General features: G+C 49.7%; 15 protein-coding genes. 13 read left to right on the top strand and 2 right to left on the bottom strand.

Going from position 1 to position 17,240, the window contains the following annotated elements; all coding sequences use genetic code 11:
• Nucleotides 1-158 precede the first annotated feature (158 nt).
• The 3 genes from AC3ARB_RS05235 (at nucleotide 159) to AC3ARB_RS05225 (ending at nucleotide 3,411) form a co-directional block, all read left to right on the top strand.
• The gene (locus AC3ARB_RS05235; RefSeq protein ID WP_488321497.1) at nucleotides 159-833 is read left to right on the top strand and encodes a response regulator transcription factor; all 675 of its coding nucleotides are present in this window, start codon (nucleotides 159-161) and stop codon (nucleotides 831-833) included.
• On the top strand, nucleotides 823-2,142 hold the full coding sequence (locus tag AC3ARB_RS05230; RefSeq protein WP_488321496.1) for a sensor histidine kinase: 1,320 nt from the start codon (nucleotides 823-825) through the stop codon (nucleotides 2,140-2,142). Before AC3ARB_RS05235 ends, AC3ARB_RS05230 begins: the two co-directional genes overlap by 11 nt.
• 93 nt (nucleotides 2,143-2,235) lie before the next feature.
• Nucleotides 2,236-3,411, top strand: coding sequence for a transglutaminase domain-containing protein (locus tag AC3ARB_RS05225; RefSeq protein WP_488321495.1), 1,176 nt, complete (start codon nucleotides 2,236-2,238; stop codon nucleotides 3,409-3,411).
• Nucleotides 3,412-3,445: 34 nt separating this feature from the next.
• Here the strand turns inward: AC3ARB_RS05225 and rpsT are convergent, their stop codons facing one another.
• Together rpsT and coaA are read right to left on the bottom strand one after the other, a co-directional pair.
• Entirely contained in the window at nucleotides 3,446-3,694 is a 249-nt protein-coding gene (gene rpsT, locus AC3ARB_RS05220; protein ID WP_488321494.1) for a 30S ribosomal protein S20, read from the bottom strand.
• Nucleotides 3,695-3,746: 52 nt separating this feature from the next.
• A complete protein-coding gene (coaA, locus tag AC3ARB_RS05215) occupies nucleotides 3,747-4,667 on the bottom strand; it encodes a type I pantothenate kinase (RefSeq protein ID WP_488321493.1) in 921 nt (306 codons plus the stop codon).
• A 103-nt stretch (nucleotides 4,668-4,770) separates the two neighbouring features.
• Here coaA and AC3ARB_RS05210 point away from each other — a divergent pair, with 103 nt between their 5' ends.
• The 10 genes from AC3ARB_RS05210 to AC3ARB_RS05165 all read left to right on the top strand — a co-directional run bounded on the left by AC3ARB_RS05210 (nucleotide 4,771) and on the right by AC3ARB_RS05165 (nucleotide 17,216).
• Nucleotides 4,771-5,370, top strand: coding sequence for a class I SAM-dependent methyltransferase (locus AC3ARB_RS05210; protein ID WP_488321492.1), 600 nt, complete (start codon nucleotides 4,771-4,773; stop codon nucleotides 5,368-5,370).
• Nucleotides 5,357-6,634 carry a pyrimidine-nucleoside phosphorylase gene (locus tag AC3ARB_RS05205; protein WP_488321491.1) on the top strand — a complete coding sequence of 426 codons (1,278 nt, stop codon included), beginning with the start codon at nucleotides 5,357-5,359 and terminating at the stop codon, nucleotides 6,632-6,634. The genes AC3ARB_RS05210 and AC3ARB_RS05205 overlap by 14 nt, the downstream gene beginning before the upstream one ends.
• Before the next feature lie 13 nt (nucleotides 6,635-6,647).
• The gene (gene deoC / locus AC3ARB_RS05200) at nucleotides 6,648-7,310 is read left to right on the top strand and encodes a deoxyribose-phosphate aldolase (RefSeq protein WP_488321490.1); all 663 of its coding nucleotides are present in this window, start codon (nucleotides 6,648-6,650) and stop codon (nucleotides 7,308-7,310) included.
• The gene (locus AC3ARB_RS05195; RefSeq protein ID WP_488321489.1) at nucleotides 7,297-7,686 is read left to right on the top strand and encodes a cytidine deaminase; all 390 of its coding nucleotides are present in this window, start codon (nucleotides 7,297-7,299) and stop codon (nucleotides 7,684-7,686) included. The genes deoC and AC3ARB_RS05195 overlap by 14 nt, the downstream gene beginning before the upstream one ends.
• A gap of 64 nt (nucleotides 7,687-7,750) precedes the next feature.
• Nucleotides 7,751-8,809 carry a BMP family lipoprotein gene (locus AC3ARB_RS05190; RefSeq protein WP_488321488.1) on the top strand — a complete coding sequence of 353 codons (1,059 nt, stop codon included), beginning with the start codon at nucleotides 7,751-7,753 and terminating at the stop codon, nucleotides 8,807-8,809.
• Between the two features lie 143 nt (nucleotides 8,810-8,952).
• Nucleotides 8,953-10,485 (top strand): ABC transporter ATP-binding protein, encoded by a 1,533-nt coding sequence (locus tag AC3ARB_RS05185; protein ID WP_488321487.1) that lies wholly within the window; start codon nucleotides 8,953-8,955, stop codon nucleotides 10,483-10,485.
• Nucleotides 10,478-11,539: an ABC transporter permease gene (locus AC3ARB_RS05180; RefSeq protein ID WP_488321486.1), complete on the top strand. Its 1,062-nt coding sequence runs from the start codon at nucleotides 10,478-10,480 to the stop codon at nucleotides 11,537-11,539. The genes AC3ARB_RS05185 and AC3ARB_RS05180 overlap by 8 nt, the downstream gene beginning before the upstream one ends.
• A gap of 1 nt (nucleotide 11,540) precedes the next feature.
• On the top strand, nucleotides 11,541-12,488 hold the full coding sequence (locus tag AC3ARB_RS05175) for an ABC transporter permease (RefSeq protein WP_488321485.1): 948 nt from the start codon (nucleotides 11,541-11,543) through the stop codon (nucleotides 12,486-12,488).
• 292 nt (nucleotides 12,489-12,780) lie between these two features.
• Entirely contained in the window at nucleotides 12,781-13,491 is a 711-nt protein-coding gene (purC, locus tag AC3ARB_RS05170; protein WP_488321535.1) for a phosphoribosylaminoimidazolesuccinocarboxamide synthase, read from the top strand.
• Nucleotides 13,491-17,216, top strand: a complete 3,726-nt coding sequence (locus tag AC3ARB_RS05165; protein WP_488321484.1) for a phosphoribosylformylglycinamidine synthase — start codon at nucleotides 13,491-13,493, stop codon at nucleotides 17,214-17,216. The genes purC and AC3ARB_RS05165 overlap by 1 nt, the downstream gene beginning before the upstream one ends.
• The last annotated feature ends 24 nt before the right edge of the window (nucleotides 17,217-17,240 follow it).

Genomic DNA, 17,240 nt, shown 5'->3' with positions numbered 1-17,240 from the left:
ACTGGGTTTACCCTAGACAGCAAGCGTGCTATAATAGGCTATACTGGTTCATTTTATCGGTTATAGCGGCGTTAGTTGGCCTTGCCGTACCCTAAGTACTGTCTTCAGTCAACTGCCTCGCTCTAAACCTTAGCTGAACCACTAATAAGGAGGATACTATGATTAAAGTGTTGTTAGTTGAGGACGATTTGAACCTGTCCAATTCGATTTTTGATTTTCTGGATGATTTTGTTGATGTCATGCAGGTTTTTGATGGGGAAGAGGGGCTCTACGAAGCCGAGAGCGGGGTCTATGACTTGATTCTTTTGGATGTCATGATTCCTGAGAAGAATGGGTTTGACCTGCTCAAGGAGTTGCGAGCTAAGGGCAACACGACCCCTGTGCTGATTATGACCGCCAAGGAAGACCTGGATGACAAGGGTCGGGGCTTTGAGCTGGGGGCAGACGACTACCTGACCAAGCCTTTCTACCTGGAAGAGCTCAAGATGCGGATTCAGGCCCTGCTCAAGCGGACGGGCAAGCTGACCAACAACAACCTGACTTTTGGTAATGTGGAGGTGGACACGACAACCAATACAACAACGGTTGATGGGGTTGAGGTGGAGCTTCTTGGTAAGGAATTTGATTTGCTGGTTTATTTCCTGCAAAACCAGAACGTGATTTTGCCTAAGACCCAGATTTTTGACCGGATTTGGGGCTTTGATAGCGACACGACGGTGTCGGTGGTTGAGGTTTATGTGTCCAAGATTCGTAAGAAACTCAAGGATAGTGACTTTGGCCGTAACCTGCAAACCCTGAGAAGTGTGGGGTACATTTTGAAACATGGTAAGTAAACTGAAACCACGTTTAAGTTCGGACAAGCGGTCAAATTTTAAGCTCTTTTTCTCGGTCTTCACCTTGATTTTCTTTGTCATGACGGTCATTATTCTCCAGGTTATGAATGTGGGGATATATCGGACGGTTGATAAAAACCTGCGGTCAGCTAGGGATAACATCAACCATTATGTCAATTTCCAAATGGCTCGGGTTGAAGCGACTCAGTTTGATGTGTTAGAAGCCTTTTATGGTCGTCCCAAGCATCGTCCTGATAATGAATTGGTGACCAATACTGACATTGTTCTCTACAATGCAGATGGGGAAGTTCTCAATCTCCTAGATGTTTATGGTCAGTTTGAAGAACTGGAGCTTAACACGGGCAATTTGGATAAGATTATCCAAGTACCTCTCAAGAACTACTGGGGCAAAACGGAACTTTATCGGACCTTGACCATCCAGATTAGCAACCTAAATCACCCTGAGGTGGCTTTTGCGACCATACTGATAAACACCGACCAGCTGGAGGCTAGTAATTCCCGTTCGGTCAAGATTATCGTTAGCATTATGGTGTTTTTCTGGGTCATTTCCCTTTTTGCCAGCACCTATCTGGCTGAGTGGACGCGACGCCCGATTTTGGAGAGTTATGAGCGGCAAAAGACCTTTGTCGAGAACGCCAGCCACGAGCTACGGACCCCGCTTGCGGTTTTGCAGAACCGCCTAGAGGGCCTTTTTCGCAAGCCTGATGAAACCATCTTGGCCAATAGCGAGAGCATCGCAGCTAGTTTGGATGAGGTACGGAACATGAGGCTTCTAACGACTAACCTCCTCAACCTAGCAAGGCGAGATGATGGTCTGACCCCAGATTTGGTGACCATTGAACCTTCTTTCTTTGAAGACCTTTTTGCCAATTACAGCCTCATAGCTGAGGAACATGGCAAGGCCTTTCAAGGCAGGGCTGAGGGCTTGACTGCCCCCCTCTTATCAGATAAAACCTTGCTGAAACAACTGCTCACCATCCTCTTTGACAATGCCATCAAGTACACAGAAGACGATGGGGAAATCGCCATCAGCCTAACGTGTTTGGAGAAACAGCTTCTCATTAAAGTGAGCGATAACGGTTTAGGGATTACTGACCAAGAAAAATTACGGGTGTTTGACCGTTTTTATCGGGTGGACAAGGCTAGAACCCGTCACAAGGGTGGTTTCGGACTTGGCCTCTCTCTAGCCCAACAGATTGCGACCAGTCTCGGTGGTCAGATTACCATTAGTGATAATCAACCCAAGGGAACAGTGTTTGAGGTCAAATTGCCCAAAACACAGGGTTAAGCTTTTGCAAGAAAGGCATAGCAGAGAGCTGCTATGCCTTTACTGTTTGTCTGATAAACCACCACATGTTATAATAGGAGCAAGGAGGACAGGATGAAAAAAGCTACTTTGGTCGGGCTATCAGTTCTAGGGTTGCTGACGCTTGCGACCTATCCCATCATTCAAGACCAGCTGAAGCAGGAGCGTTTGGCCCAGCTTATTTTGCAAGAGAGATTAGCGGACCAGGCTATTCTTGAGGCGGAACGCCCACAGGCAGAGCAAGGCTTTTATTTTAATCAGCTTAGTTCGACAGAGCAGGAGGACTATCTGCGTTTGGTTCATGCTCTGAGGCAGTTTAATGAGCAAATTTCTCTGAAGAGTTTGGATGCCTCTCAATTATCTCGGGTCTATTTGGCTGTTACTCATGACTTTCCAGAGTTTTATTGGCTGTCAGAAGAGAGCGGTAGTATTGTTTTTTCAGACTATCGCTATCCTCCAGACGCTCGCCATACCTACCAGCAATTACAAGAGATTGGGGATCAAATTGTTTCTCAATTACCTGATGGTACTGACCATGATAAGGTCAAGTACATCTACGAATACCTTATCAGGGAGACCGATTATCATACCGAAGCTTTGACAGATCTTGATCTGGGCTGGCAGGACCAGAGCATTCGCAGCGTCTTTCTCGATAAACAATCGGTCTGTGCGGGTTATAGTCGTGCCTTTCAATTTCTCTGCCAAAAAGCTGGCATTCCCTGTATCTATGTGGCAGGCGATATCGTTGCCTATGACCTGCCCCATGCTTGGAATCTGGTTCAACTAGATGGCCAGTATTACCCCGTTGATACCACCTGGGGCGACCCTGTTTTTGAGTCTGAAGTTAGTCAGCAAGTACGCACCAGCATTGATTACAGTTATTTCCTGATGCCTAAACCTTTATTCGAAGCAACGCATACGGCTTGGGAAAGATTCCATCAAGAAGACCATCAGCTTCTGACCTACCCCGATTTGGGGCATGAGGCCCTAGGCTACTATCAGCAAAGAGGAAGTTATTTTAGGCGTTTTCATCTCGAAGAACTCACGAGCCACCTGGACCAGGGCTTTCATCATGGCCAGCAAACCGTTGATTTTCAATTTGAACAGCGAGAAGACTACGAGCGATTAGTGGCTGAGTTAGCTTCAGAAAACTCATTCATCCACCAGCATTTTCAGGGGGAGGCGACTTATGGCGGTTATCGCTACACTTACAACCCGCATAGTCAGCTGATTACAATCTCTTTCATCTGAAAAAATAAAAAAGAACCGTGACGGTTCTTTTTTATTAAGCCAATTTAGCAGCAAGGCGTGCCTTGTCGCGGCTTGCTTTGTTCTTGTGAATCAAGCCTTTTGACTCAGCTTTATCGATGCTAGAAGAAGCAGCACGGAAAAGCTCTTCAGATGGGTTTGCTTCAAAAGCTTTGATAGCAGTACGCATCGCAGATTTTTGTGACGAGTTTTTAGCGTTTTGTTTCACGTTAAGCTCAGCACGTTTGATAGCTGATTTGATGTTTGCCAATGTTTTCACCTCCATTTATCTTAACTATCCCATTATATAGCAATTTTCCTCGTTTGACAAGCAAAAATTACTTTTTCAGAAAAATTTTATCAATTTGGTGGTTTTTATCCTTGTGGAGGATGAGCTCTGCCCGATTGCGGGTCGGCTCGATGTAGTTTTCCAGATTGATGAGGTTGACCGTTTTCCAGATGTTTTGGGCAAATAGCCGAGCTTCTGTCAGGTCCCAGCTGGTGAACTTGTGGTAGTAGCTGGTCGGATCTTCCTTGGCCCGTTCCAAGTGTTTCTCGAACCGCTCCAGATACCAGCTTTCAATGTCCTGGCTATCAGCATCCATGTAAATGGAAAAATCATAGTAATCGTTCATATACAGCCGATTGTTTTGCAGGTTCTGAAAGACGTTAATCCCCTCCACAATCAAAAAATCAGGAGCTGAGATGGTCTGTTTCTGGTCAGGTACGATGTCATAACTATCATGTGAGTAAACAGGAATTGTCGCCTCTTGACCATTTTTCATCTTGTCTAGGAAGTCCAAGAGCAACTCCATATCATAGCTTTCAGGGAAGCCCTTTTTATGGAGAATATTGTGGGCAATCAGGTGGGCATTGGGGTAGAGGAAGCCGTCGGTTGTGACCAGCTCGACTCGGCTACCCTCAAAGGTGCGTGAGAGCAGGAGCTGCAAGAGGCGACTGGTGGTGGACTTGCCGACGGCCACGCTACCAGAAACCCCGATGATAAAGGGACGTTGACCAAAATTATCTTGCAAAAAAATGCTCTTGGCAAAGGCCAGGTTTTCCTGGTTGTTCTTGTAAATCTTAATCAGGTTGATGATGGGCAGGTAGATGTCAATCACGTCCTGGATGTCAATCTTGTCATTGAAACTCTTGATAGCGTTGAGTTCATCTGCCGTCAAAGGCACTTGGCTGGTCTTGTGGAGGTCCTGCCAATCCGCTCGGCTAATCTGGTTGAAATTAATAAATTCTTGAGACATAGTTTCATTATACCACGTTTCCACAAATATATTTAGGAAAAACGTTGAAAACAGTTTCAAAATGTGTTAGAATAAAAAGTGACCTGAAAGAAGGTGATAGAAAATGACACAAATGTATTACGCTAAAAATCCTGATGCTGCCCACGATATTCACCGTTTACAGGTGACTTTACTGGGTCAGTCCATGACTTTTTTGACAGATGCTGGGGTTTTTTCCAAGAAAATGATTGATTATGGTAGTCAGGTCCTCCTGTCTGCTCTGACGGATTTGCCAGCAGGGACCAAGCTCCTCGATGTGGGCTGTGGTTACGGTCCTCTGGGCCTCGCTTTGGCAAAAGCACAAGGCGTGGTTCCCACCATGGTCGATGTGAATAGCAGAGCCATTGAGCTTGCTCGAAAAAACGCCGACCAAAATGGGCTGGCAGCCACTATCCTCCAGTCAGACCTCTATGAGGCGGTGACGGGGAGTTTTGATGCCATTATCAGCAACCCGCCCATTCGGGCAGGCAAGCAGGTGGTGCATGCTATTATAGAAGAAAGTCCTCGCTATCTGGTGGCGGGTGGGCATCTGACCATCGTTATCCAGAAGAAGCAGGGGGCCCCGAGTGCCAAGGCCAAGATGGAAGCCGTTTTTGGTAATTGTGAGGTCTTGAAAAAGGACAAGGGCTACTATATTTTAAGGAGCTACCATGAGAACAGTTGATTTAATTCAGAAAAAGCGGGACGGCCTGGAGCTGTCCACTGAGGAGATTTACTGGCTGATTGAGGGCTATGCCAAGGGGCAGGTGCCTGATTATCAGATGTCGGCATTAGCCATGGCCATCTATTTCCAGGGCATGACTACTCGGGAAATCAGCGACTTGACCATGGCCATGGTGGGGACTGGTCAGCAGTTTGACCTGTCAGCCATCCCTGGTATCAAGACCGACAAGCACTCGACGGGTGGGGTTGGGGACAAGGTGACCCTGATTTTGGCCCCACTGGTGGCCAGCTTTGGCGTGCCTGTGGCCAAAATGAGTGGTCGTGGCCTGGGCCACACCGGCGGTACTTTGGACAAGTTGGAGGCCATCAAGGGCTTCCAGATTGAACAAACTGAGGAAGCCTTTATCAAGCAGGTTCAGGAGACCAACATTGCAGTCATTGGCCAATCCGACCAGCTAGTTCGGGCGGATAAGCTGCTCTATGCCCTGCGGGATGTGACGGCTACTGTTGACATTATTCCTCTGATTGCCAGCTCGGTCATGAGTAAGAAAATTGCTGCGGGTGCCGATGCCATTTTGCTGGACGTGACCGTTGGTGATGGGGCCTTCATGAAGACCATCGAGGATGCGGAACAACTGGCTAAGACCATGGTGTCTCTTGGCAAGGCCGTTGGCCGTCAGACCATCGCTGTGATTACCGATATGAGCCAGCCTCTGGGCCGGGCGATTGGTAACCGTTTGGAGGTTTTGGAAGCTCTGGAAATCATGCAAGGCCAGGGTAGAGAAGACATCACCCATTTTATCTGTGAACTGGCCCAGCTCATGCTGGATTTGGCTGGCGTGACCAAGTCGCTTGAAGACATCAGAAGTCACCTGACTGGCGGCCAGGCCTTGGACAAATTCAAGGAGATGGTGGTTGCTCAAGGCGGTGACCTGGACGACCTCTTCCGACCAAGTTCTGCCAGCTACGTGACCGAGGTTCGTGCTGAAAAAGACGGCTTTATCACCGCCCTCCCAGCCCTAGAATTTGGTCTCTATGCCATGAAGCTAGGAGCAGGCCGTGCTGTCAAAACCGATAGTTTAGATTTTGAAACAGGAATAGTGTTCGATAAAAAAGTTGGTGAAAGGGTTACCAACGGCAACCTCATTGCCAAAATCTACTCGAATGAAAAAATTGAGGCTGAAAAGCTTACAAATTTCCAAAAACATGTTACAATAGGAGGTGAGGAAATCACCCCTAAAGAGATTATCACCATCATTCGTTAGGAGGGAAAGACTCGTGACCATTAACACATACATTGACCATACCCTGCTCAAGGCAGACAGCCGTCAGGAGCAGATTGACCAGATTCTTGAGGAAGCTAAGCGATACGCTTTCGCTAGCGTTTGTGTCAACCCGACCTGGGTGGCCTATTGTTCGGAAAAATTGCAGAGCTCCTCAGTCAAGGTTTGTACCGTTGTCGGCTTCCCTCTGGGAGCCACGCTGAGTAGTGTCAAGGCCTTTGAAACCAAGGAAGCCATTGCTCAAGGTGCAGATGAGATTGACATGGTCATCAACATCGGTGCTGCCAAAGACGGCAACTGGCAACTGGTTGAAGATGACATTCGTGCCGTCGTTGAAGCCAGCGGGGACAAACTGGTTAAGGTCATCATCGAAGCCTGTCTCTTGACCGACGAGGAAAAGGTCAAGGCTTGTGAGGCCAGCGTGCGAGCTGGTGCCGACTTTGTTAAAACCTCAACAGGCTTCTCAACGGGTGGGGCGACCATTGCCGATGTGGCTCTCATGCGTCAGACCGTTGGTCCAGACATCGGGGTCAAGGCGGCAGGCGGTGCCCGTAGCCTGGCAGATGCCCAGGCCTTTGTTGAGGCTGGTGCGACTCGCATCGGGACCTCATCAGGCGTTGCCATCGTTGAAGGAGAAACAGTCAATGGCGGCTACTAATCTGGTTGACCTGGCCATGGCTGCCAGCAAACAGGCCTATGTGCCTTATTCAAACTTCCCTATCGGTGCCGCCCTCAAAACGGCAGACGGTACCATCTACACGGGTTGTAACGTTGAGAACGCCAGTTTTGGCCTGACCAACTGCGGTGAACGAACAGCCATTTTCAAGGCTGTTTCCGAAGGGCATCGTGACTTGGTTGAATTGGCTGTTTATGGCCAGACCGAAGAACCAGTCTCTCCTTGCGGCGCTTGTCGTCAGGTCATGGTCGAATTTTTCAAATCGGATTCCAAAGTTACATTGGTCGCTAAAAACGGCCAGACGGTCGAGATGACGGTCGGGGAATTACTTCCATACTCGTTTACAGACTTAACTTAGTTTGTAGGCAACCACTATCACACGCAGCCCCAGGCTGCAAAAAAAATTAGGAGGGTTCATTTCAATGAACAAGAAATATATCGGTGTTGGTTTGACAGCAGTTGCTGTTCTTGGACTTGCAGCTTGCGGTAACCGCGGTGCTTCTAAAGAAGCGGCTTCAACTGAAGCAAAAACGGACCTTAAAGTTGCTATCGTAACAGACACTGGTGGTGTTGACGACAAATCATTTAACCAATCAGCTTGGGAAGGTCTCCAAGCATGGGGTGCAGAAAACGGTTTGTCAAAAGGAAATGGTTTTGACTACTTCCAGTCAAACAGCGAATCTGAGTACGTTACTAACTTTGACACCGCTGTATCAAACGGCTACAACCTGATTGGTGGTATTGGTTTCCTCTTGACCGATGCGGTTGAAACATCAGCTAAGAACAATGCTGAAACTAACTTCATCCTGGTTGACAGTGTTGTTGAAGGTCTTGACAACGTGGCTAGCGTCACCTTTGCTGACCATGAAGCATCTTACCTAGCTGGTATCGCTGCGGCTAAAGCCACTAAGACCAAAAAGGTTGGTTTCGTCGGCGGTATTGAAGGTGTGGTTATCTCACGTTTTGAAAAAGGTTTTGTCGCTGGTGTCAAATCCGTTGACCCATCTATCCAAGTTGACGTTCAGTACGCAGGCTCATTTGGTGACGCTGCTAAAGGTAAAACCATTGCTGCCGCTCAATACGGTGCTGGTGCAGACGTCATCTTCCAAGCAGCAGGTGGTACTGGTGCGGGTGTCTTCTCAGAAGCTAAAGCCCTCAACGAAACAAAACCAGAAGCTGAAAAAGTTTGGGTTATCGGTGTTGACCGTGACCAGGCTGAAGAAGGTAAATACACGTCTAAAGACGGTAAAGAGTCTAACTTCGTTCTGGCGTCAACCATCAAAGAAGTTGGTAAAGCTGTTCAATTGATTGCTAAACAAACCCAAGACGGCAACTTCCCTGGCGGTTCCGTAACGGTTTACGGTTTGAAAGACGGCGGTGTTGAATTGGCAACAACTGGCTTGGACGATGAAGCTAAGAAAGCGATCGAAGACGCTAAAAAAGCGATTGTCGACGGTACTGTAACTGTTCCAGAAAACTAATTTGCATGACTGGTAGGGGCGAACCGACGCTGTCGGTCGCCTTTTACCGAGCTGAAGCATTTATGCTTCAGTAAAACTTGCCATTCCCAACTTAGGCTGGCAGGTTTTGCTGAACTATAAAGAGATACCGAAAGGATAGTTTTATGACACAACCTGTCATCGACATGCGCGAGATTACCAAGAAATTCGGTGATTTCGTGGCCAACGACCGCATCAACCTCACGGTCAAGCAGGGTGAAATTCATGCCCTCTTGGGTGAAAATGGTGCGGGAAAATCAACCCTGATGAACATGCTGGCTGGCCTTTTGCAGCCGACCAGTGGTGAAATTGCCATCAATGGTCAAACGGTCAGTATCGATTCCCCATCCAAGTCATCTCAGCTGGGCATCGGCATGGTTCACCAACACTTTATGTTGGTTGAGGCTTTTACCGTTGCTGAAAATATCATTTTGGGCAATGAGACTGTCAAGAACGGCGTTTTGGACCTCAAAACGGCTAGTCAAAACATCAAGGACTTGTCTGAAAAATACGGTTTGGCTGTAGAACCAGAGGCTAAAGTGGCTGACATTTCTGTCGGAGCCCAACAGCGGGTTGAAATCCTCAAAACCCTCTACCGTGGGGCAGATATTCTCATTTTTGATGAACCGACAGCCGTTTTGACCCCTTCTGAAATCCAGGAACTCATGACCATCCTGAAAAACTTGGTTAAGGAAGGCAAATCCATCATCCTCATCACCCACAAGCTGGATGAAATCCGTGCGGTGGCTGACCGAGTAACGGTTATCCGTCGTGGTAAGTCTATCCAGACCGTTGATGTTGCTGGTGCAACCGCTCAGGATTTGGCAGAAATGATGGTGGGCCGTTCGGTGTCTTTCAAGACAGAAAAGAAAGCCTCTGAACCAAAAGAAGTGGTTCTTTCCATCAAGGACTTGGTTGTCAACGAGAACCGTGGTGTTCCTGCGGTTAAAAACCTGTCATTGGATGTTCGGGCCGGTGAGATTGTCGGTATCGCAGGTATTGACGGCAACGGCCAGAGCGAATTAATCCAGGCCATTACTGGACTACGCAAGGTCAAATCCGGTAGCATTACCATCAAGGGCCAAGACGTGACCAAGTCTAGTTCCCGTCAAATCACGGAACTGAGCGTGGGTCACGTGCCAGAAGACCGCCACCGTGATGGCCTGGTCCTTCAGATGACCCTGGCTGAAAACATCGCTTTGCAGACCTATTATAAGGAACCGCTCAGTAAGAACGGGGTTCTTAACTATCCTAAGATTAACGCCTATGCCCGTCAGCTCATGGAGGAGTTTGACGTTCGCGGTGCCAACGAATTGGTACCAGCTAAGGGCTTCTCAGGCGGTAACCAACAAAAGGCCATCATTGCCCGTGAGGTTGACCGCAATCCTGACCTCCTCATTGTCAGCCAGCCAACCCGTGGGTTGGACGTTGGTGCCATTGAATACATCCATAAACGCTTGATTGAAGAGCGGGACAAGGGCAAGGCTGTTCTGGTTGTCAGCTTTGAGCTGGACGAAATCCTTAACCTGTCCGACCGCATCGCCGTTATTCATGACGGCCACATTCAAGGCATTGTGTTGCCAGAAGAAACCAACAAACAAGAGTTGGGTATCCTGATGGCAGGTGGATCGATTGACAAGGAGGTAAGTCATGTCTAAGAAAACACAACAGATTGCAGTGCCCTTGATTTCCGTTATCTTGGGTCTCCTGCTGGGGGCAGTAGCCATGTTAATTTTTGGCTACGACCCGATTTGGGGTTACGAGGGGCTCTTTTTGACCGCCTTTGGTAGCCTGAAAAACATCGGTGAAATCGTTCGGGCTATGGGACCGCTGATTTTGGTTGGTCTGGGCTTCACGGTGGCCAGCCGAGCTGGCTTCTTCAACATCGGTTTGGCCGGTCAAGCCTTCATCGGCTGGATTGCTGCGGGCTGGTTCGCCCTGGAAAACCCTGAGATGGCTCGCCCACTCCTCTTGCTCTGCACGGTCCTTATTGGCATGTTGGCTGGGGGAATTGCTGGCGCTATTCCAGGCATTCTCCGTGCCTATCTGGGAACCAGCGAGGTGATTGTGACCATCATGATGAACTACATCATCCTCTACTCTGGTAACCACATCATCCAGAATGTCATGGATGAATCCATCAAGAAATCCATCGACTCAAGCCTTCCTGTTTCAGAACAAGCCAGCTACCGTTTGGCTTGGTTATCCGAGTTGACCAACAACTCTCGGGCCAACTTGGGCATTTTCCTGGCTCTGATTGCCGTAGCGGTCATCTGGTACCTGCTCAACAAAACCACCCTCGGTTTTGAAATTCGTTCGGTTGGTCTTAACCCCCATGCCAGTGAATACGCAGGCATGTCCTCAAAACGAACCATTATCCTGTCCATGATTATCTCAGGTGCCCTGGCTGGTCTGGCTGGTGTTGTTGAGGGGATTGGTACCTTTGAAAACGTCTTTGTCCAATCCAGCTCTCTGGCCATCGGTTTTGATGGTATGGCGGTGAGCCTCTTGGCGACCAATAACCCTGTGGGTATCGTCTTTGCAGCCTTCCTCTTTGGAACCTTGAGCGTTGGATCCCCAGGGATGAACGTGGCGGGTATTCCACCAGAAGTGGTGAAGATTGTAACGGCCTCAATCATCTTCTTCGTGGGTGTCCACTACTTGATTGAACGCCACATCAAGCCGAAAAAAGCAGCAAAAGGAGGGAAATAAGATGAATGTACTCGCGATTTTAATCCCGTCCATGTTGGTTTATGCCGCTCCCCTGATTTTGACTTCTATTGGTGGGGTTTTCTCAGAGCGGTCTGGCGTGGTCAACGTTGGTTTGGAAGGCATCATGGTTATCGGGGCATTCTCTGGCATCGTCTTCAACCTTGAAATGGCGGACAGTCTGGGCAAGGCAACCCCTTGGGTGACCCTCTTGGTGGCTGGTCTGGCTGGTCTGGCCTTCTCCGTTATCCACGCGGTAGCCACGGTCAATCTTCGTGCGGATCACGTGGTTTCTGGAACAGTCCTCAACCTGCTTGCCCCAGCGCTAGCTATTTTCCTGGTAAAAGTCTTCTATGGCAAGGGGCAAACGGATAATATCCAGCACGCTTTTGGTAAGTTCAACTTCCCGATTTTGGCGGATATTCCAGTTTTGGGTGATATTTTCTTCAAAAACACCAGCCTGGCTGGTTACTTGGCTATTGGTTTCTCATTTATGGCCTGGTACGTCCTTTACAAGACCCGCTTTGGCCTGCGTCTTCGCTCGGTCGGCGAGCACCCGCAGGCGGCCGATACCCTTGGTATCAACGTTTACCTCATGAAATATTACGGCATCTTGATTTCAGGTTTTCTTGGGGGAATGGGCGGAGCGCTTTATGCACAATCGGTATCGGTTAACTTTGCCGTGACCACCATTTTGGGTCCAGGCTTCATCGCCTTGGCAGCCATGATTTTTGGCCGTTGGAACCCGATTGGTGCCATGCTGTCCAGCCTTTTCTTCGGGCTATCGCAGAGTTTGGCGGTTATCGGTGGCCAGGTGCCTCTTTTGGCCAAGGTCCCAAACGTTTACCTGCAAATCTTCCCTTATCTCCTGACCGTCGTGGTTCTGGCTGCCTTCTTTGGTAAGGCTGTTGGACCAAAAGCAGGAGGAGTTAACTACATCAAATCCAAATAAGATGAGCAATTGCTCATCTTATTTTTTTGGCTTACCGTTAATCAAAATTGATTGTCCTTTTCTTTTGTTATCATAGCTGAGTAAGGTCTTGAAAATATTATGATTAGTCAAGTTTTGTCTGAATAGTTTGTTGCCGTAGTATTTTAGGCTTATGCCCACCGCTGTTTTTAGTTGTAAACCCACTATATCTGACCAAAAACAATGGAATTCTGAAAATAATTCGTTTTTCTATTTGAAAAACTGATGAGGCTATGATAAAATAACATTAAACGCAAGAAAGGCGAATAAAATGGTGAAACGACAACTTCTTTATTCAGGAAAGGCCAAGGACCTGTATGCAACAGAGGACCAGGGCCTGATTGTTGCCCACTACAAGGACCAGGTGACCATGCTCAATGGGGCCAGGAAGGAAGAACTGGCAGGCAAGGGACGACTCAACAACCTGATTTCAGGCTTGATTTTTGAGCACCTTAACCAGGCTGGTCTTGATACCCACTTTGTCAAACTCTTGTCAGAAACCGAGCAACTCAATCGGCAGGTGACCATTATCCCTCTGGAAGTGGTTCTGAGAAACTATGCCGCTGGCTCCTTTGCCAAGCGGTTCGGTCTGGACGAGGGCGGCAAGCTCCCCCAACCCATCTTGGAGTTCTACTACAAGCGAGATGAGCTGGACGACCCCTTTATCAACGATGACCATGTGCTTTTCTTGGGCCTATCTACCCCTGAGGAAATGGCAGAGCTGCGGACCAAGACCTTGGAGATTAACCGCGTACTGACAGACTTGTTTGCTCAGATTGGCCTGACCCTGATTGACTTCAAGTTGGAGTTTGGTCGGACGGTTGATGGCCAGCTGGTTCTAGCTGATGAGGTCTCCCCTGATACCTGTCGTCTCTGGGATGCAGACGGCCGACACATGGACAAGGATGTCTTTAGGCGGAACCTGGGTTCCCTGACCGCTGTTTATGAAGAAGTGTTAGACAAATTAAAAGGAGTTAAAAACTAATGGCAGAACGGATTTTTGTTGAGAAACAGGCGGCTTTTGGCATCAAGGCTCAGGCCCTGCTCAAGGACTTGCAGGACAAGTTGCAGCTGACCAGTTTGTCAGCCCTGCGTTTGGTTCAGGTCTATGATGTTTTTGGTCTGGACGAAGCCCTCTTGGACAAGGCTAAAAAGCACATCTTCTCAGAGCAGGTGACCGACAGCATCTGGACAGGAGAAGAAGAGGCAGCTGCCTTGGCTGATTGGACCAGCTTTGCCATCGAAGCCCTGCCAGGTCAATTCGACCAGCGGGCAGCTTCGGCCGAGGAAGCCCTCTTCCTCTTGGGTGCTTCTGATGAGGTGGTGGTTAAGGCTGCCCACCTCTACTTACTCAACAAGGACATTGACCAGGCTGAACTGGCGGCCATCAAGACCTACCTGCTCAACCCTGTTGATTCCCGCTTCAAGGATTTGGAGGCTGACTTGGTTCTGGATGGTTTTGCCAGCTCCAGCCAGCTCATTCCTAGCTTGGAAGAATTTGCGACCCATGACCGTGACCAATTTGTGGCCTACAAGCGTGACCAAGGCCTGGCCATGGAAGTGGATGATTTGCTCTTTATTCAGGATTATTTCAAGTCCATCGGCCGTGTGCCAACGGAAACGGAACTCAAGGTTCTGGACACCTACTGGTCTGACCACTGCCGTCACACCACCTTTGAAACCGAGCTGACCAACATCGACTTTTCAGCGTCAGCTTTTGCCCAAAACCTTCAAGAGACCTATGACAAGTACCTGGCCATGCGGGAGGAGTTGGGCCGTTCTGACAAGCCCATCACCCTCATGGACATGGCGACCATCTTTGGCCGTTACGAGCGGGCCAATGGGCGTTTGGACGACCTGGAGGTCTCGGACGAAATCAACGCCTGCTCGGTGGAAATCGAGGTTGAGGTGGATGGCGTCAAGGAGCCCTGGCTCCTCATGTTCAAGAACGAAACCCACAACCACCCAACAGAAATCGAGCCCTTTGGTGGGGCGGCGACCTGTATCGGTGGGGCCATTCGTGACCCCTTGTCCGGCCGTTCTTACGTCTATCAGGCCATGCGGATTTCAGGGGCTGGCGATGTGACCCAGTCGGTGGCGGATACCCGTCCTGGCAAGTTGCCGCAGCAGGTGATTTCTAAGACCGCTGCTCACGGCTATTCCTCTTACGGCAACCAGATTGGTCTGGCGACCACCTACGTTCGCGAGTATTTCCACCCTGGCTTTATGGCCAAGCGGATGGAGCTGGGTGCAGTGGTCGGTGCGGCGCCTAAGGACAATGTCCGCCGACTCAAGCCTGAGGCTGGGGATGCCATTATCCTTCTCGGCGGAAAAACTGGCCGTGACGGTATCGGTGGGGCAACAGGTTCCTCTAAAGTGCAAACGGCCGAATCCCTAGAAACAGCAGGAGCAGAGGTGCAAAAGGGGAATGCCATCGAAGAACGCAAAATCCAACGCCTCTTTAGAAACCCGGCCGTAACCCAATTGATTAAGAAATCCAACGACTTTGGTGCAGGTGGTGTCTGCGTGGCCATCGGTGAACTGGCAGACGGCCTCTTTATCGACTTGGACAAGGTGCCGCTCAAGTATGCTGGTCTTAACGGTACTGAGATTGCCATTTCAGAATCGCAGGAGCGGATGGCTGTTGTGGTGGCTGCCCAGGATGTAGAGACCTTTATCGCAGCGGCGGCAGGTGAGAACATTCATGCGGTTCAAGTGGCGACCGTGACCGAGGAGCCTCGTCTGGTCATGACTTGGAAGGGTCAGACCATCGTGGACCTGGAGCGGGCCTTTCTTGACACCAACGGTGTCCGTGTTCAGGTGACTGCCAAGGTGGTGGACAGTCAGACCGAGCAACCCTACCAAGTGACGACTAGCCTTGATAGCCTTGAGGCGGATCTGACGGCTGTTCTTGCTGACCTCAACCACACCAGCCAGAAGGGCTTGCAAACTATTTTTGACTCCTCAGTTGGTCGTTCAACGGTTAACCACCCGCTGGGCGGTCGCTACCAACTCACACCAACGGAAAGTTCGGTGCAAAAACTCCCTGTTCAGCATGGGGTGACCACAACGGTTTCCGCCATAGCCCAAGGCTATAACCCTTATCTGGCGGCCTGGTCACCTTACCACGGGGCAGCCTACGCGGTCATTGAAGCGACGGCTCGTTTGGCGGCGACGGGTGTCAACTGGCAGAAAGCTCGTTTCTCCTATCAAGAATACTTCCAGCGTATGGACAAGCAGGCAGAGCGTTTTGGTCAGCCTGTATCGGCTCTGCTTGGGTCTATCGAAGCTCAGATTCAGCTGGGGCTACCTTCTATCGGTGGTAAGGACTCCATGTCGGGTACCTTTGAAGAACTGACGGTGCCGCCAACCTTGGTAGCCTTTGGTGTGGCTACTGGTCATGTGGAGTCGATTTACTCGCCTGAATTTAAGGCTGCTGGTGATTATGTTTATTACTTGCCAGGGGCTGGTTTGACGGCTGACATTGATTTTGCAACGGTTAAGGCTAATCTTGAAACCCTGTCTGACTTGCAGGCCAAGTACAACCTAACTGCTATCTCTGCGGTGAAATACGGTGGTCTTCTGGAAAGCCTGGTCCTGATGAGCTTTGGTAACCGGATTGGTGCTGAGGTGAGCTTGGCAACTCTGGAAACCAGTTTGGCTGGTCAGTTGGGTGGCTTTGTCTTCACTTCTGCGACAGAAATCCCTGGTTTGGAGCCAATCGGTCGCACGGTGGCTGACTTTGCCCTGACGGTTAATGGCCAGGTTTTAGCTGGTGACAAGCTCTTGGCTGCCTTTGAGAGAACCTTAGAAGACCTCTACCCGACCACCTTTACGCAAGCTGATGTTCTGGAGGAGGTGCCGTCAGTCGCTCTGCCATTTGCCCAAAAAGCCAAGGAGAGCGTGGACAAGCCACTGGTTTACATCCCAGTCTTCCCAGGCACCAACTCTGAGTACGACTCGGCCAAGGCCTTCGAGCAGGCGGGTGCGGAAGTGGTGCTGGTGCCCTTTAGAACCCTCAATCAGGAGGTTATCGGCCAGTCCATCGCTGAGATGGTGGCGACCATCGAGCGGGCCAACGTCATCTTCTTTGCGGGTGGCTTCTCGGCGGCGGACGAGCCAGACGGTTCGGCCAAGTTCATCGTCAATATCTTGCTCAATGAGCGGGTGCGGGCAGCCATCGATGCCTTTGTGGTTCGTGGTGGCCTCATCATCGGTATCTGTAATGGCTTCCAGGCCTTGGTCAAATCAGGTCTCCTGCCTTACGGCAACTTTGAGGATGCGACAGCGACCAGCCCAACCCTCTTCTATAACGATGCCAACCAACACGTGGCCAAGATGGTTGAAACCCGCATCGCCAATGTCAACTCACCGTGGTTGGCAGGCGTGGCTGTTGGCGACATCCACACGGTGCCAGTTTCTCATGGAGAAGGCAAGTTTGTGGTGACGGCTGAAGAATTTGCCCGTCTGCGTGACAAGGGCCAAATCTGGAGCCAGTACGTGGACTTTGACGGTAAGCCAAGCATGGACAGCCGCTACAATCCAAACGGTTCCTTCTATGCCATTGAGGGCATCGTCAGTGAAAACGGCCAAATCATCGGTAAGATGGCCCACTCTGAGCGGACTGAAAATGGCCTCTTCCAGAACGTGCCAGGCAACAAGGACCAGAAACTCTTTGAAAGTGCCGTGAAGTATTTTACAGGGAAATAAGCAGCAGAACAGCGAGCGATAGCG

The organism is Streptococcus sp. ZY171113 (genome assembly GCF_057748235.1).
This window is presented reverse-complemented; position numbering and strand designations above follow the sequence as displayed.

Excerpts from the sequence above, each read along its gene's own strand:
- AC3ARB_RS05235 (WP_488321497.1), top strand. The coding sequence starts at position 159 with ATGATTAAAGTGTTGTTAGTTGAGGACGATTTGAACCTGTCCAATTCG.
- AC3ARB_RS05230 (WP_488321496.1), top strand. The coding sequence starts at position 823 with ATGGTAAGTAAACTGAAACCACGTTTAAGTTCGGACAAGCGGTCAAAT.
- AC3ARB_RS05225 (WP_488321495.1), top strand. The coding sequence starts at position 2,236 with ATGAAAAAAGCTACTTTGGTCGGGCTATCAGTTCTAGGGTTGCTGACG.
- rpsT (WP_488321494.1), bottom strand. The coding sequence starts at position 3,694 with ATGGAGGTGAAAACATTGGCAAACATCAAATCAGCTATCAAACGTGCT.
- coaA (WP_488321493.1), bottom strand. The coding sequence starts at position 4,667 with ATGTCTCAAGAATTTATTAATTTCAACCAGATTAGCCGAGCGGATTGG.
- AC3ARB_RS05210 (WP_488321492.1), top strand. The coding sequence starts at position 4,771 with ATGACACAAATGTATTACGCTAAAAATCCTGATGCTGCCCACGATATT.
- AC3ARB_RS05205 (WP_488321491.1), top strand. The coding sequence starts at position 5,357 with ATGAGAACAGTTGATTTAATTCAGAAAAAGCGGGACGGCCTGGAGCTG.
- AC3ARB_RS05195 (WP_488321489.1), top strand. The coding sequence starts at position 7,297 with ATGGCGGCTACTAATCTGGTTGACCTGGCCATGGCTGCCAGCAAACAG.
- AC3ARB_RS05190 (WP_488321488.1), top strand. The coding sequence starts at position 7,751 with ATGAACAAGAAATATATCGGTGTTGGTTTGACAGCAGTTGCTGTTCTT.
- AC3ARB_RS05185 (WP_488321487.1), top strand. The coding sequence starts at position 8,953 with ATGACACAACCTGTCATCGACATGCGCGAGATTACCAAGAAATTCGGT.
- AC3ARB_RS05180 (WP_488321486.1), top strand. The coding sequence starts at position 10,478 with ATGTCTAAGAAAACACAACAGATTGCAGTGCCCTTGATTTCCGTTATC.
- AC3ARB_RS05175 (WP_488321485.1), top strand. The coding sequence starts at position 11,541 with ATGAATGTACTCGCGATTTTAATCCCGTCCATGTTGGTTTATGCCGCT.
- AC3ARB_RS05165 (WP_488321484.1), top strand. The coding sequence starts at position 13,491 with ATGGCAGAACGGATTTTTGTTGAGAAACAGGCGGCTTTTGGCATCAAG.